8 protein-coding genes and 1 pseudogene are annotated in these 14,572 nt (G+C 61.4%); 4 read left to right on the plus strand and 5 right to left on the minus strand.

Annotated features, from left to right (window positions below):
* Window positions 1-139: 139 nt before the first annotated feature.
* A complete protein-coding gene (locus DDD63_RS12720) occupies window positions 140-3,658 on the minus strand; it encodes a helicase-related protein (RefSeq protein WP_346426230.1) in 3,519 nt (1,172 codons plus the stop codon).
* A 710-nt stretch (window positions 3,659-4,368) separates the two neighbouring features.
* Here DDD63_RS12720 and DDD63_RS02925 point away from each other — a divergent pair.
* From DDD63_RS02925 to DDD63_RS12725, 4 genes and pseudogenes are all read left to right on the plus strand, one after another.
* On the plus strand, window positions 4,369-4,785 hold the full coding sequence (locus DDD63_RS02925; RefSeq protein ID WP_108715111.1) for a hypothetical protein: 417 nt from the start codon (window positions 4,369-4,371) through the stop codon (window positions 4,783-4,785).
* Window positions 4,786-5,210: 425 nt separating this feature from the next.
* Entirely contained in the window at window positions 5,211-7,487 is a 2,277-nt protein-coding gene (locus DDD63_RS02930; RefSeq protein ID WP_108715112.1) for a hypothetical protein, read from the plus strand.
* Window positions 7,488-7,582: 95 nt separating this feature from the next.
* A pseudogene (locus DDD63_RS12380) lies at window positions 7,583-9,204 on the plus strand (SNF2-related protein); the annotation flags it as partial.
* 1,360 nt (window positions 9,205-10,564) lie between these two features.
* The gene (locus DDD63_RS12725; RefSeq protein ID WP_240611370.1) at window positions 10,565-11,041 is read left to right on the plus strand and encodes a hypothetical protein; all 477 of its coding nucleotides are present in this window, start codon (window positions 10,565-10,567) and stop codon (window positions 11,039-11,041) included.
* Window positions 11,042-11,125: 84 nt separating this feature from the next.
* Here the strand turns inward: DDD63_RS12725 and DDD63_RS02950 are convergent, their stop codons facing one another.
* From DDD63_RS02950 to DDD63_RS02965, 4 genes are all read right to left on the minus strand, one after another.
* Window positions 11,126-11,650, minus strand: a complete 525-nt coding sequence (locus DDD63_RS02950) for a hypothetical protein (RefSeq protein ID WP_108715115.1) — start codon at window positions 11,648-11,650, stop codon at window positions 11,126-11,128.
* A gap of 317 nt (window positions 11,651-11,967) precedes the next feature.
* Window positions 11,968-12,894 (minus strand): aldo/keto reductase, encoded by a 927-nt coding sequence (locus tag DDD63_RS02955; protein ID WP_240611372.1) that lies wholly within the window; start codon window positions 12,892-12,894, stop codon window positions 11,968-11,970.
* Window positions 12,895-13,083: 189 nt separating this feature from the next.
* A complete protein-coding gene (locus DDD63_RS02960; protein ID WP_108715116.1) occupies window positions 13,084-13,278 on the minus strand; it encodes a helix-turn-helix transcriptional regulator in 195 nt (64 codons plus the stop codon).
* Window positions 13,279-13,830, minus strand: coding sequence for a hypothetical protein (locus DDD63_RS02965; RefSeq protein ID WP_125482414.1), 552 nt, complete (start codon window positions 13,828-13,830; stop codon window positions 13,279-13,281).
* Window positions 13,831-14,572 lie beyond the last annotated feature (742 nt).

Below are 14,572 nucleotides of genomic sequence, written 5' to 3' on the forward strand. Positions count from 1 at the left end.
TCCGCCATTAGTGCGATGCTCATTGGTGGGGCCGTCGTTAACGCGACGCTCGTAAGTGCGTCCGCCGTTAGTGCGCCCGTCATAAGTTCACCGCCCGTAAGTGCGCCTGCCATTCGTGTGCCCCTCATCAATCCGCCGCTCAGTATTCTCCCGCCGTGCCAAAGTCATGCGGGACGACGACGAGCAGCGGCCGCACCAGCGTGTGTGCGGGCTGATGTTGGTCCAATAACTGCTTTTCCAACGCCACCGTTGAACGTTGTTCACGCAGTTGCCGGTTCTGGACCAGGTGGCCGGCGTCGTCGTCCCACGCATCAACATGCCGTGCCCAACTTTCCACACGTTGGTTGGCGTCGCGGCGTGCGGCGTCAACCGTCAGTGCCATTTGGTTCTCTGCCGCATCCACCGCCGGGGCAATAAGAGCCTTAAGCAGATCGAGATGAGGAACCGGGCCGGGATTGGTTTGTGGTTCGGTCACGCGCACATCGGTGAACATGGCAGCGGGCGTCGGATGAATCGTCGTGAACGCCACTGCCTGCGGCGCCTCTCCACGAGCCAGTGAGTCGCGGGCGGAAGCAAGGTCGAGATAGCGGAACTGTGCGCTCAGGCTGACTAGGCTTACCGTTCGGCCAACGCGGTTTGTCAGTGTTCCCATGAGCAACACGGTAGGAGCATCCACCGCGCCACGCATCGCAAAAACGCTACCGCGATTAAGACCGGCGAGGATGCGGTCGCTTATCCAGTCGAGTATGGGATGCAGTGGACCGAGATAGTGAGCCTCCGGCCATGACGAGTCGCTGGAATCGCGTAAGGCATCGGCCAGCAGGGCCTTGGCCTTGCTGCGCGAGGTGGCCAGGACCAGATGCTCCCGCACTCCGCGCTCAGCGAGATAACTCTGCGGAAGCACCTCCAAGCGGGAGCGCAGGCCACTGGGCGGCACGAGCTCGGCGATATGCTCCTTGGCATCGTACCGCCAAGAAACACCGCCTCCGCCGGATGGAAGAGCCTTCTCGGCGGGCCGGTCGTAGATCTCGGCTAGACCTTCACGCAGGAAGTCCACTTGTGAGGGGTATAGCAGTGAGGCGTGCAGCGGAGCATCATGATGCAGGTCATTGCGCCCTTGCCCGGTTGCGGCGTTGTGCTCGGTTGCGGCGTTGTGCCTGGCTAAGATCGATTCACTTCCCGTCAGCGTGGCGAACAACGCGGCCATCGGGTCGAGTTCAAGTGCGCTCTCGGCGTCGTGGACGACGTCGTCGATATCCGTTCCCTGTTGCAACGCCTCGCGGATCGCCTTCTCCTCCTTCTCGCCGGAGTACAAACCCATAAGCGATGCGGCGCTGCCAAGAGCGCGATGCGCCTCATCCTCCTTGTGCATCAGGCGAGCCAACACGTGGATATCGCCGTTGAAACGCCGATCCGACGGGTCGAGTAGGAGCGTGGTGATCCGCGGCGAAATCTCCTGACCGTAGCGGTCAATGCGTCCGTTGCGTTGCTCAATGCGGATCAGGGACCACGGAATGTCGTAGTGGATGAGTTCGTGGCACTGGCTGTGCAAGTTCACGCCTTCGGAGGCGACGTCGCCGGTAATCAGCACCCGGATGGGCGTATGCGTTTGGCGGAACTCCTCCACAATCTCCTGCTGTTCAACGTCCGAGAGGCTGCCGTGCATCACCCGCACGGCACCGAGTGGCATTTTGAGGTCTTCCTCAATGTGCTCGCGCAGCCAGTTCAGTGTGGCGATCCGCTCCGCGAAAATCACCACTCGCTCGGAGGAGCGCGGCCCGACGCCAATGCGCGCTAGTTCTTCCAAGAGCGCCCGGTACTTGCCGGAGGCGCTCGTGTTTGCGTCGGTGGCAAGTCGCAGCAGGTGCTCCAGCGCCAGCGCCTGCTCGCTGGTCAGTGGGGCGTCGTCGGCGGATGAGGAGACTGCGGTGCCGTCGGGGGTGACGGCGGCGACGGAGGCGTGGGTATCGACGGGGGCTGCCGCCGGGGTTGTTGCTTGGCCGACAGAGGGCGCGTTGGCGGGCCGCTGCTGGGGCGGCACAGGAGGTGCAGCAGTGCTTTGGACGGTTGTTGTTGGCGCGGTGCCGAGGCTCGTCGTCACCTCACGACGGCGGTTCAGGCGCCCATCAATCGTTTCGATTAGCGCGGCGGGCGAACTGAGGAAGGCCTTCGCCAGTGTCCATGAAAATAGGGCCTGACTCCCGCGCGTCCCACTCGGCACACCTGGCGCCAGAGCGCCGTCGGAGCGATGCAGCCAGGTCTGGGAAAGCTCGCCCGCTACGGCGTCTTCCTCCGGAGAAGGCGTTACCAGGCGATTCACCGGCTCCTGACGCTCCTTCCACTTGTCGCCGACCACGCTGCTGACCTCGGGCGAATGGCGGTGGCGGCGGATGACGAGGCGGCGCACGGCGTCGTCGTCACGCGTACCATCCGGGCGCACGGCAGTCGGTTCCAGGAGGCGGACCAGTTCGTTGAAAGACTTCGGATCGCCGTTATGCGGGGTGGCGGAGGCAAGAATCAGCGCGTCGGTTTGCCGAGCCAGAATATCGGCCAGCCGATTGTTCTGGGTGGCGCGGTTAGTGATGTTGTGTGATTCGTCGATGACGACGGCATCCCAGCGCTGTTTGCGCAGGTGGGCCAAATAGCGGTCATTCTTGAGGGTGTCGATGGAGATAATCGCCCGGTGATACACGGAGAACGGGTTACGGGTGGCCGGCACGCGCTGGCGCACGCGCTGAATGCCAAGCGAATCCAGCCGCACGAAAGGCAGGGCGAAGCGGGACCACATTTCATGCTGCATCTGCTCCAGCACGTGGCGGGGCGAGACAATCAGAATCCTGTCTCCCCAGCCGCGGCGCACCAACTCCGCCAGGATCATACCGATTTCCAGGGTTTTGCCGAGTCCAACGGCATCCGCCAGCAGAATGCGCGGGCGTAGGCTGGCTGGGTCGAGGGCCTGACGTACAGCGGTGAGTTGGTATTGCAGAGGGTCGGCCAGCATGTCGCCCACAACGGAGAGGGATGTATCCGAGGTGGGAAGCGCGGTTTTTCGCCATGTCGCCTCCAGCCACAAGCGCGAGAGCCTGTGGCCGGTGGAGGTATCTGCGACGACGTCGGTATCGCGCGGGTCAATCGGCTCGATGCGGTCGATTCCAGCGCTGAACTGAGCCGAGGTATCGCGGACCAGTTCGGAAAGACCTTGCACGGTTATGAGAGTGCCGTCGCTGGTGGCGGTGACGCGGGTGACAAGCCAGTCTTCATCCCGCACGCGCACGACCGAACCGGGAGCGAGGTCGATGGTCGTATTTGGTGGTGGGGTGTTAGTGGGCGGGGCAGGGGTTTGCCCTGGGGTGACGGTTGGTGCGGGTGAGGTGGTGGGTCTTGGGGTGGTGGTTGGTGTTGGGGTGGCGGGTCTTGGGGCGGCGGCCGATGTGGCAGTGGACTGGGTGCCGATGCGGGGGTTACTGGTTTGCTGAGAGTTCGTCGCTAGGGCGGTAGTAAGGGAGGGCGATGTCGGGGATGAGGAAGAACTTGCGGGCGTGGTCGAGCCTACGTCCGTGTAGTTGGAAGAGTTTGAGCCTCGGCCGGGGCGCGGCGAACCGGAGGCGTCGGAATCGCGCGGGATTGACGGCGTCGGAAAGGCAGCATCGCGTGGCACAACCGTGATTTTATGCCGCGAACGGAAAGATGGCCAGCAAATCGCCAGGAAAGCGTGAGGTAGTTGGGGTGAGGATGCCGGGGTGTGTAGGGAACTGCGTTGCCCGGGACGTGGGCGGGTATCTCAGTATAGGGAGATAGGAGGAGTGGAGGGGTCGTTGGTGTGGGGAGGAGTGAACACATGGACGTGCTCTCTGTGCGGGGAGGGGAGTGAAAGGAGTGGCAGTTCGGGAGTTGAGCTGCGAGAAGGTACCCGTCGAGGTCGGCTAAGACGGGGTGTGGCAGTTCGGGGAGTTGGAAAGATAGGGGCACAGTACCTGGGAAGGCGACATCGAGGTTTCTGATGCTCCTGTGCTGTTGTGATGGTGTAGTGCGGTTGGGTGTTGTGATGGTGTCGTGCGGTTGGGTGTTGTGATGGTGTCGTGCGGTTGGGTGTCTGCCGGGGTTTCGTTACTTTTGAGGCTATTGTGACAGTAGGGTGAAGGCTCCCGCAGGCAAGGTGTCCAAATCCCGTCCAAAGGAAGAAAACCTGGAGTGATTCCACTTTAAGAATGGCGGAATCATGCGGATTTCGGCGTCGGTGAAAACCGGGCGGCCTTCGTTTGGACGGGATTTGGACAATGCGGCTCGTGGATGGTGCGGTCTGTGCCTGGCTGATAGTGTCAGAGGTGGCCGTTGGGGAGATTGGAGGAGGATTTTTGGGAGAGTAGCATGCGTGTGACCGTTCAGGACTTCGCCATCAATGCGCGCGAGATCAATTCGGAGGTGGCTCTTCGTCACTTTCTATCGCGGCGCTTCGATGACGCAGGTATCTTGCGCAGCGCTCGCGGCTCAAACCGTTTCATCCTCTGGTTCGGGGACGATGAAAAGCCGAGTCTCAGGGTCTACGTGCGTGATGGCGTGAGTGCCGCATACTTCACCTCTGCGAGTGGCGTCATGTATGCGAGTGTCGGTGATTCGCGGCGCACCGATTGGCAGGAATTTCGCGATGACGCTTCGCCAGATGTCGCTGAAACAATTCTCCTGGCGGGCGGCTCTTTGATCCCGTGGCCGCAAGGCCTAGAATCGGCGCTGGAGTTCGCCTGTAATCGGCATCGGTCGGATGTAATCAGTTGGGAAGGACTGTAAATCATATGGCAGAGCTTGTAATACGTGAGGGTGAGCTGTTCCCGCGTCCAAGCCTCGCGGGTATGGCGTAGACCTGCGGCTTCGTCGTCAACGGCAGCGAATTGGCCAGCCTCACGAGTATTGCGGAACCATAGACTTCAGCAAAGTGTAAACCTGTACCATCCATCTCGATGATGTTGCCTCGCACGTAACGCCTCCCCGGCCGAGTGGGGCTCGAGCCAGCTGTTTGAAATGGGTGCGCGGATAGGAGAGCCCATCCCCACCCGGGAACTCGAACGTCGCGCGGCCCGGAGGTAAGGTCGTCGGCGGGCCACTCCCCGCCCGGGCCGGGCTCGAACCATTGTGGCTGCTTGCGCACGGCGCCGTGCGATCCCCCGCCCGAACCCGGCTCGAAACGTGTCGGAGGCATTCCGTAAGCTAATCCCATGGCGCGCGAGATTGCATATGACGACTGGCCGAGACAGCTGACCGACGCCGCGATTGCGGCGGTCGCCGGTGGTGTGACTTTCGCGCGTGGGCGCGCCTACTACGAGGACGGCATGGTCTCTCATCTCTCGATTGACGACGACGGCGAAAACATCACCGCCGAGGTGGATGGCTCACAAATCGACTCCTACCAGACCATGGTGTTTCCGGCATTGCATGGCAAGAGCGTTTCCTGGGAGGGGATATGCTCCTGCCCGGTTGCCAGCAATTGCAAGCACACGGTTGCCGTGCTCCTTACTGCGCGGCACGTGGCAGCAACGAGGGCTACTTCGGCAGCGAAAACCGGATGGGAACGTCAACTGGACGATCTGCTGCATAATGTGCCAGAACGCAGCCAGGTCGGGGGATATCGGCGTGTTGCCGTGGAAGTATCAACTGCGGAAAGCGCCGGGGATGTGGCACGGCGCAGGGCTGGCAGGCTCGGCCTATTGCCACTCATTGAGGGGCAGCGCGGGTGGCTGAAACAGGGGATTTCATGGCGAGCCATTCGCGACGGAGCACTTTCCGGCCAGGTCGCTCCGGCCGCGTTGTCGTGTCTGGCGGAGCTGGAGGCCATGGACCCCGGGCGCAATACGAACCGGAAAACTGATCGGATCGATCTGGAAGCACTTCCAATAGAAGTATGGGACGTCCTTCGGCGATGCCTGGATGCAGGAGTGACGCTGACGACGGCGCAGCGCAACGGGCAGCCGGTAGCGATTCGCGAGGGTCTGCAGGCCGGGGCCACGGTGTCGCGCCGGAAGGATGGCTCCGCCCTGATCTCCGCAAGGATGGACTGTTCAGCGATAAGCACGTTGACGGAGGATGAGCGCACGAATCCGGAATTGCATCCCATCGGGCTGCCGCCTCACGGGTATGCGCTTGTCGGTAGGGACGGGGCGATCAGCCTGTTGCCGCTAGATCCGCTGCAGAGCGAGGTACTTGGGCCGCTACTGCGCCAGGGTGGCGACATCGTGGTCCCACCCGACGGTGTGAAGCACTTTGAGGAGCAGTATCTGCCTCAACTGGCCGTCATCGTTCCGGTGGTTGGCCTGGATCCTGGGCTGAAAATACCGGAGCGTTCGGAGCCCATCGCGGTTCTGCAGGTGGCGATGGATGCTGCCAAACACCGTGCCGAGACATGCTGGGCCATTCGCTATATGACGGCCGGTGGCGAGGTGAAGGGGACGGTTGCTGTTCCGAGCCTGGCGGATGTGGTGGATGGCCCACTGCCTTATAAAGAGAAGCGTCGCGCGCTGCGCGGTGATGTTGACGCCGTGCTTGCAGAGTCCCTGGTGAGCCCGAACGGCCTCGTAGCTGGGAGTGTGGAGCCTGCCGCGCATAATACGGAGCCTGCCTCACGGAATGCCGCGCCTTCCCCGCGTGACGCCGAGCCAGCAGTACGGGACCGGCAGGCCGAGGATGAACTCGCACGCCGCGCTATTGCCGCCTGTCTGCCAGTGGTCGAAGAACACGGACGGCTGTGGGAACAGCGTGTTTTCGCGGGAATGAACACCGCGCGGTTCTTCACGCATGCCTTGCCGATCATGCGGGAGATTGCGGGTGTAGTCGTCGAAGTGCACGGCGACGTTCCCGAATATCGAGAAACTGAGGCCACGCCGCGTATCACGACGGCGATTTCGGACGACGAGGAGGACCTCGACTGGTTCTCGCTGCGGGTGCGAGTACGTGTGGGCGACGAAGAGATTCCGATAGACAGGCTTATGACAGCGGTTGCCGAAGAGGCCGAAGCGATTCTGCTTGAATCGGGGCACTGGGTGGTGCTCGCGGATCATCCCGAGATCGTCCGATTGGCCAAGCTGATGGAGGAGGGGCGGGAGTTACGAGATCCGGCATCGGCAGATGGAGGCGATCTGACGATCAACCGTTTCCAGACTGGAATGTATTCCGAATTGCTCGACCTGGGAGCCGATAGCGAGGCGACTGCGCGATGGCGGGAAGGGATGCAACGTCTGCTGGCAGTCGTCGAGGCGGCGGAGGCTGCTGGTGGTGGCCGGGCTGGGATGAAGGCTGATGGTGATGGTGATGGCCGGGCTGGGATGAAGGCTGATGGTGATGGCCGCACGGCCGCGGAGAAGAGCCAAACAGTCGAGCACGAAGGTTTGACACGGCCCGAGAGTCACATACTGGCGGGCGAGGGTGTTGTCGGCGCACTTGAGAATGGTCCAGGGGCGGGGAGGGCGGTCAGGGTGCGCCCGAGAGCCGAGCGGAGATAGGCGGGGTGGAGGTAGGTGACGATTCTGCAGAGTCGGGTGGGGACGGCGACTCGCCATTGAAGGTTGCGCCTCCCGCTGGTCTGCAGGCGACGCTCCGGCCCTACCAACTTGATGGTTACCGCTGGCTCGCGCTATTGCAGTCGAACGGACTGGGCGGAGTACTAGCCGACGACATGGGCCTAGGCAAGACAATCCAGGTACTGGCAGTCATTCAGCGCATGCTCGAACAACGCTCTGCCCCGGGGGCGGCAGCATCGAAACCAGCCGCCCCGGGACCAACCGCCCCAAAACTTGCGGCGCAGAGACCAACCACATCGAAAGTGGCAGCTCCGAAAGTGACCGCGCTGAAACTCGCTGCGCAGGAACCAACCGCCCCGAGCCCGACCACTCTGAAACTCGCTGTGCAAGAACCAACCGCTCCGAGTTCGGCCGCGCAGGGCCCTGCCGCTCCGGGCCCGACCACGCAGAGTTCCGCTCAGCGTGACTCCTGCACATCCGGCGATGGTCCGGTTCTGGTGATTGCCCCGACCAGTGTGATCGGCTCTTGGATGGAACAAGCGGCTCGATTCTGCCCTACCATGCGGGTGCACACCGTCACACGTACCCGTGCCAAGCGTGATAGGAGCCTGAACGAAGTCGTCGCGGAGGCGGACCTCGTCGTCACCAGCTACACGATCATGCGCCTGGAGCAGGAAGATTTTGCCGCTGTCGACTGGGCCTGGGTCGTGTTGGATGAAGGGCAAACCGTCAAGAACCCTCACTCGATGACGTACAAGGCGGTGCGGCGTCTGCGCACGCCGTCCACTATCGCCATCACGGGCACTCCTTTGGAGAACACGCTGATAGACCTTTGGAGCCTGCTGTCGATTACGGCACCGGGGTTGCTTCCCGGTGTGGAGCGTTTCGCTGAGGTGTATCGGCGTCCCATTGAGCGCGGCGACGACGGCGTCCTGGCGGCACTCCGGGCTCGGGTCCGTCCTTTCCTGCTTCGCCGCACGAAAGAGCAGGTTGCTTCCGACCTGCCGCCGAAGATCGAACAGGTGCTATTCGTCGAATTGGATGCTGAGCATCGGCATGCCTATGAGCGTCGATTGGCACGGGAGAGGCAAAAGGTGTTGGGCCTGCTGGAAGAAGACACGGCGCAATCACGGTTCACGGCGCTCCGTTCGCTGACCATCCTGCGGCAAATGGCGCTCGACCCGGCGCTGGTTGAAGAGGTCGATCACGAAGATGGCGATACGGCCGCGGCAGTTGAGCAACCGAAGTACACGGCAAAGATCGAGATGTTGCTGGAGATACTGCGACCGGTGGTCGCAGAGGGCATAAAGCTCTCGTCTTCAGCCAATTCACTCGGTACTTGAGCGGCGTGCGTTCTGCACTTGACACCGAGGCAATGCGTACCGCTTATTTGGACGGTTCGACGTCGGACCGGCAGGAAGTGATTGACGCGTTCCGCAACGGTGACGCCGATGTCTTCCTGATATCCCTGAAGGCGGGCGGAGTTGGCTTGACTCTCACCGAGGCGGACTACGTGTTCCTGCTTGACCCGTGGTGGAACCCGCAGGCCGAAGAACAAGCAGTTGATCGCACCCACCGGATCGGGCAGGCTAGGCCGGTGATGGTCTACCGCTTGGTATCCGCCGGAACGGTGGAGGAGAAGGTCATGGCGCTGAAGGAGAAGAAGGCGGAGCTCTTCGATCGAGTTGTGGAGGGCGCCAAGGATGCGATTGGTGCCGGGGCCGAGGCTGGAGTTACTGGGGCCGCCAGGGCTCGCGGCGTTGGTGGCGGAGGTGTTGCCGATGGTGGTGTTACCGACGGAGAAGCCATGGACCATGCTGACTACACTGACGATGCTGGTGTCGCTGCCGATAGCGGTGCCAACGGCGGCGCTGACAGCGGACCGTTGGCCGGGGAAGGCAGCTCGATCGGCGTGGGCGGTGTTCGACTCACCGCTCAAGAGATTCGAGACCTCCTCGACGGGTGAGAACGCGTACCGTCGTCGCTATCGAGGCCGTCTTGCTCGGCGCACGGATGCGCGGAATCTGCTGCGCCGCAGCCGCCTGCTGCACGCGGGAGCTCTACCCGTGGCGGCTAGGCATCGCGCCGGGCCGAGGTGTCGCAGCCGTGTTCCTTGGTCGGATGTAATTCTGTGGTGGCTGGGTGTAGCGCTAAACCGATGCTGGGCGAGATCACAAGACGGCATTTAGCCGTATTAGTGTGAAAATCGCAGAAGTAGTCCCCAAGACGATACCGATGATTGCAAGAGATTGCCCACGCTGTCTCTCGCGATTAGCGGCACCGATCCCGACGCCTCCGGTGATAATCGCTATTGCACAGGTGACAAAGAAGAGTGGCAGTAGCAACGAGACAACGCCCATGACGGCGCTGACCGCGCATGTTTCGTTCAGGCTTTGCAGCTCGCGGCGACTGGAGCCTCCGTAGGAGCGTTGGGACGCGGTGGCTGGAGGCTGTCGGCGGTTGGCGCCCGATGCGGTCGAGCTTCGTTGCCTGTAGCGCTCGGCGTCGTCAATGGGAGAGGCGTAATGAGATGAGCGCGTGGTTGTAACGCTGCTGGTTGGCGAGCTAGTTCCCTGTGTCGCTGCCGCAGTACTGCCGGAACCCGGTTCGCGATCGGCGCTGGGATTTGGCTTGCTACCGCCGTCTGGTGTGGTAGTTGCACTAGAGTTAATGATCGTTGCTGTGCCGCAGCGTGGGCAATAATTGTAGTCTTCGGTTAGCTGTGTGCCGCAGTGAGTGCAAAACATGTGGTCCTCTCTGGTGTTGAAGAGCGGTGTTATGGCAGATTCCTGCGGAATTGCCGTAACAAGCTGAGGATCTCCGACAAGCGCCGGTGAGTGCCAATTCGATAGTACCCGTATTGCGGCGTGACTAACCACCGGAGTCTGCTGTGGCAGGCGGGCGGCAGGGGTATAGGGCCTATGGTGTGACGGGCTCTTGACCCTTGCGAGTATGTCGCGTTTAGCGTGTACGATACACCGCTGCCACATCGCTCGGGCCAGACCTCCTCCACGGCCTTGCGCAGAGCCCAAGTGGGCATTGGAGGTACCTATGCGTGTGTGCCTCACACTGCGTCCTTCGAGGGCCTGCAAGAACCCCTGCCACGACGCGTTGCACTCGGCGTTGGTACACGTGAAGCTCAGGACGTGGCGTCGGCCCTCGTCGCCCACGCCGATAGCGGTCACGAACGTCTCGGACCGGACCCGACCATTCAGGCAACACTTCAGGTAGGTCGCATCAAGGACGAGATAACACAAGCGCATGCCCGACCAGTCCTTGGCGAGGAACGCGTTAACCTCACCATCAATGATGGCGAACAGCCAACTCAGCTGGTCCTTGGACAACGACTCCACGCCGAACTTTGTTGCTACCTGCTCCACCTTGCGCGTCGAGGTGCCAGCGACGTGCATCTCGGCGTCCGCAGCAGCCAACGCCCGGTCGGTCCGGCTTCACCGCTCGGGTACATCCTGCGTCATCGTGTTCAAGCTGACCATCGTTACTCCTTCCCTGTCCGTTTTGGCGAACCGACATTCTAGAACAAGCGATGGTCTCCCCTCATATGTCACAATCCGCGACACGATCACTGCTGCATGCGGGCAGCTCTGACCCGTGGCGGCTAGTCATGTTAAGGCGATGCTGGGCGAGATCACGATACCGCACAGCCGCATGAGCGTGAGAATCGCAGAAGTAGTCCCCAAGACGATACCGATGATCGCAAGAGATCGCCCACGCTGTCTCTCGATATTAGCGACACTGATTCCACTATTTCCGGTGAAAATCGCTATTGCACAGGTGACAAAGAAAAGTGGAAGTACCAACGAAACTGCGCCCATGACGGCACTAACCACGCATGTTTCGTTCAGGCCTTCCGGCTCGCGGCGACGGGGGCGCCCGGTGGAGCGTCGGGCCGCAGTGGCTGAAGGCTGCTGCCGGTTGGCGCCCGATGCGGTCGAGTTTCGTTGCCTGTAGCGCTCGGCGTCGTCAATCGGGGTGGCGTGATGCGCTGAGTGCGTGGTTGTAACGCTGCTGGTTGGCGAGCTAGTTCCCTGTGACGCTGCCGCAGTACTGCCGGAACCCAGTTCGCGATCGGCGCTGGCACTTGGGGTGCCACCGGTGTCTGGTGTGGTAGTTGCATCAGAGTTCATCGTCGTTGCCTTGCCGCACTGTGGGCAATAAAAGGACTGTTCGGCGAGCTGCGTGCCGCAATGAGTGCAAAACATGTGGTCCTCTCTGGTGTTGAAGAGCGGTGTTATGGCAGACTCCTGCGGAATTGCCGTAACAAGCTGAGGATCTCCGACAAGCGCCGGTGAGTGCCAATTCGATAGTACCCGTATTGCGGCGTGACTAACCACCGGAGTCTGCTGTGGCAGGCGGGCGGCAGGTTCGGGGCTCGTGGTGGCGCGGCCTTTCCGGAAGCCAATTCGATCCGCCACTAGGTGGCGGCAGCGCGTCTAGTGCCGGACTACGGCAAAACGTGGCCGGCCGCGCGGTACAGGCCGTACCATTCTGCCCGCGTGAGCGGGATGTCGGAACCGGCGGCCGCAGCGGCGGAGTGCTGCGGCATCGTCGTTCCAAGAACCACTTGAATTCCGGCGGGATGGCGAGTGATCCATGCGACGGCAATTGCCTCCGGAGCGACGGTGTACTCATCGGCCAGGCGCGCCAACTCAGCATTGAGCTCCGGGTAGCTGGGCGAGCCGAGGAACGTGCCGCCGTGGGCCGGCGCCTGCAGCGGGCTCCAGGCTTGCAGCCTGATTCCGTTCAGACGTGCATGGTCGACGACGCCGCCACCGTCGCGCGTGATTGCGTCGTCGTGCCCGAGCATGTTGGATGCGAGGCCCTGCGCAATGATCGAGGAGTGAGGCAGGGACAGCTGTACTTGATTGACGACGATTGGCTGGGCAAGCGTGTGGCGGAGCAGATCGATCTGCCGCGGCGTGTGGTTGGAGACGCCGAAGTGCCGGACCTTGCCGGAGGAATGGAGATCGTCGAAGGCGCGGGCGACCTCTTCCGGTTCGACGAGGGCGTCGGGGCGGTGGAGCAAGAGGATGTCGAGGTAGTCGGTGCGCAATGCGCGCAGCGACTCGTCGACCGAGGTAATGATGTGGGTGTAGGAGTGATCGTAACCCGGCGGGTCGGTGATGATTCCGGTCTTGGTCTGCAGGATGATCTGCTCGCGTTCGGAAGGCGTGAGGCGCAGGGCGTCGGCGAAGTGGCGCTCGCAGTAGTGCAGGCCGCCACCCGGGTGATTGAACCCGTAGATGTCGGCGTGGTCGAAGAAGTTGATTCCTACTTCGCGTTCTGCGGCATAGAGCGCGCGGATCTCGGCGTCAGTTTTCTCCGCGATGCGCATCATGCCGCCGATGATGTTCGAGGCGGAGGGGGCCAAAACCTCGTCGGCGTGTGATGTGGGTCGGCTTGAGGGGCTTGCGGGGGAGGAGCTTGCAAAAGTAACGGTTCTCATCGCTTGGACTCCTGAATAAATGGCTTCCTGAATAGAACGTGACGTGTTATGTCTGATCGTATCTGCTCGGCACTTGCTCGTGTAGCTTCGGCATCCGTTCCGGCGTTTAAGTCGCTATGGGTCAGGGAAGAAGACATCCTCGATGCGTAGGTCGAACGTAGCTGCGATGAGGAAAGCAAGCGGAAGCGAGGGGGAGAATTTTCCCTTTTCGATGGAAATGACGGTCTGCCGACTCACGCCGAGCACCTCCGCCAGGTGCTCCTGCGACCATCCGCAGCTTTTTCGCAACTCTGCCAAGCGATTACGCATCTACCTCACCTTGTGAAGCAGATAGCTCACAAGGAAGGCGATAGCTGAGAAGGCAGCTATTGCGGCCAGTGTCCAGGACACTGTCGCATTCCATTTGCTCGCCACACCGGACCCAACACCGCATACAGCAAAGGTTAGGTGAAAGGCGTCGAAGGCTGCCTTCGAATACCAAGTGCTCTCCACGCTGTTTTCGGTATCGCGCACCGCACCCGGTAGCGTGCTGCGGTCAACGCACGCAACCCATACCAGCCCTGTGACAGACGGGGCTAAGAATGCCGCGAGGATGATTGCGGCTACCCACTTATTCGGTCCGTCGGGATTGTTGAGAAGTTGCACTGCGGCAAGTGCCAGGGCCACAGAAAGGCCGATGGGTATTGCGAGGCGCAGAGCGGGCGTGCCGTTTGGCCTTATGCGCCCGAATCGATAAGTCTTTTCGGCTGTTCGGCGTGCGGCGGTGTCATTTGGGCCTACCGTGCTTCGCGTAGCCGACGGTACAGCATCCATCGGTACTCTTTCATTGGTGGATGTTTCTGTTGGCGTGTGCCTATCCATTGTTCCTCCTTGCATCATGTGATGTTCCGTAAGATCTACTGCGCCCAAGATCCTTGTGGCGCGCACTCCACTTTTCTGCGATCTCCTCTGAGCAGGGCTCTGCGGAAAGCGCCCAATCTCTGCTTCTGAGCCCTTCGGACACGTGTCAGTCGGACCGCCTATCGATTGCACGTGCGGCACTCATATCGACTCGATACGCCGTGCGCCTATATTGCCCGGGTGTGGTCGGTGTTTAACAGCCAGGTGGGTCGAAGGCCTTCCATCTGGCGGTGTCGACCTGTAACTCGTAGGTTCACAGCACGAGAATTGTAAAGGTAACTTTACGTGAAGCTCACTTTACATGCAAGTGGTCCATGACGGCGTTTGAGCATGGTGGTCATGGGTGGCCGGGGCAATGGGGTGACTGTGGTGACGAGGCGAGAACAAGTGGTAGTCGAAAGGACTAGACGTGCTGAAGACATATCCAAACGGCAACTATCGTGACCAGGTCAATTGAAGGAATGGTGGGGTCACGCGGATTTTATAGGTTGCCGGAATCGTGAGTCTCGCATGCAGACGGGATCTTGAGGCTCTTGCTCGCGCCAATGCTGTGCTGTTTTCTTCTCAAAAGACGTCGCGGGAACGAGGTGCTGGCCGGTTGCGGTGCACGGACAACGTCTTCCATATCGGTACTGTAGGTGAGCATGTCGTCAATCAATGGCAACGGGTCCATGTGTCACCTTATTTCTGTAAGTCCGGGACA

The organism is Actinobaculum sp. 313, assembly GCF_003073475.1.
Lineage (GTDB): Bacteria > Actinomycetota > Actinomycetes > Actinomycetales > Actinomycetaceae > Asp313.

What these genes read in the sequence shown, in the direction of transcription:
- DDD63_RS02965 (WP_125482414.1), bottom strand. Translation starts at nt 13,830, where the DNA reads ATGGATAGGCACACGCCAACAGAAACATCCACCAATGAAAGAGTACCG.
- DDD63_RS02930 (WP_108715112.1), top strand. Translation starts at nt 5,211, where the DNA reads ATGGCGCGCGAGATTGCATATGACGACTGGCCGAGACAGCTGACCGAC.
- DDD63_RS02960 (WP_108715116.1), bottom strand. Translation starts at nt 13,278, where the DNA reads ATGCGTAATCGCTTGGCAGAGTTGCGAAAAAGCTGCGGATGGTCGCAG.
- DDD63_RS02950 (WP_108715115.1), bottom strand. Translation starts at nt 11,650, where the DNA reads ATGAACTCTGATGCAACTACCACACCAGACACCGGTGGCACCCCAAGT.
- DDD63_RS02925 (WP_108715111.1), top strand. Translation starts at nt 4,369, where the DNA reads ATGCGTGTGACCGTTCAGGACTTCGCCATCAATGCGCGCGAGATCAAT.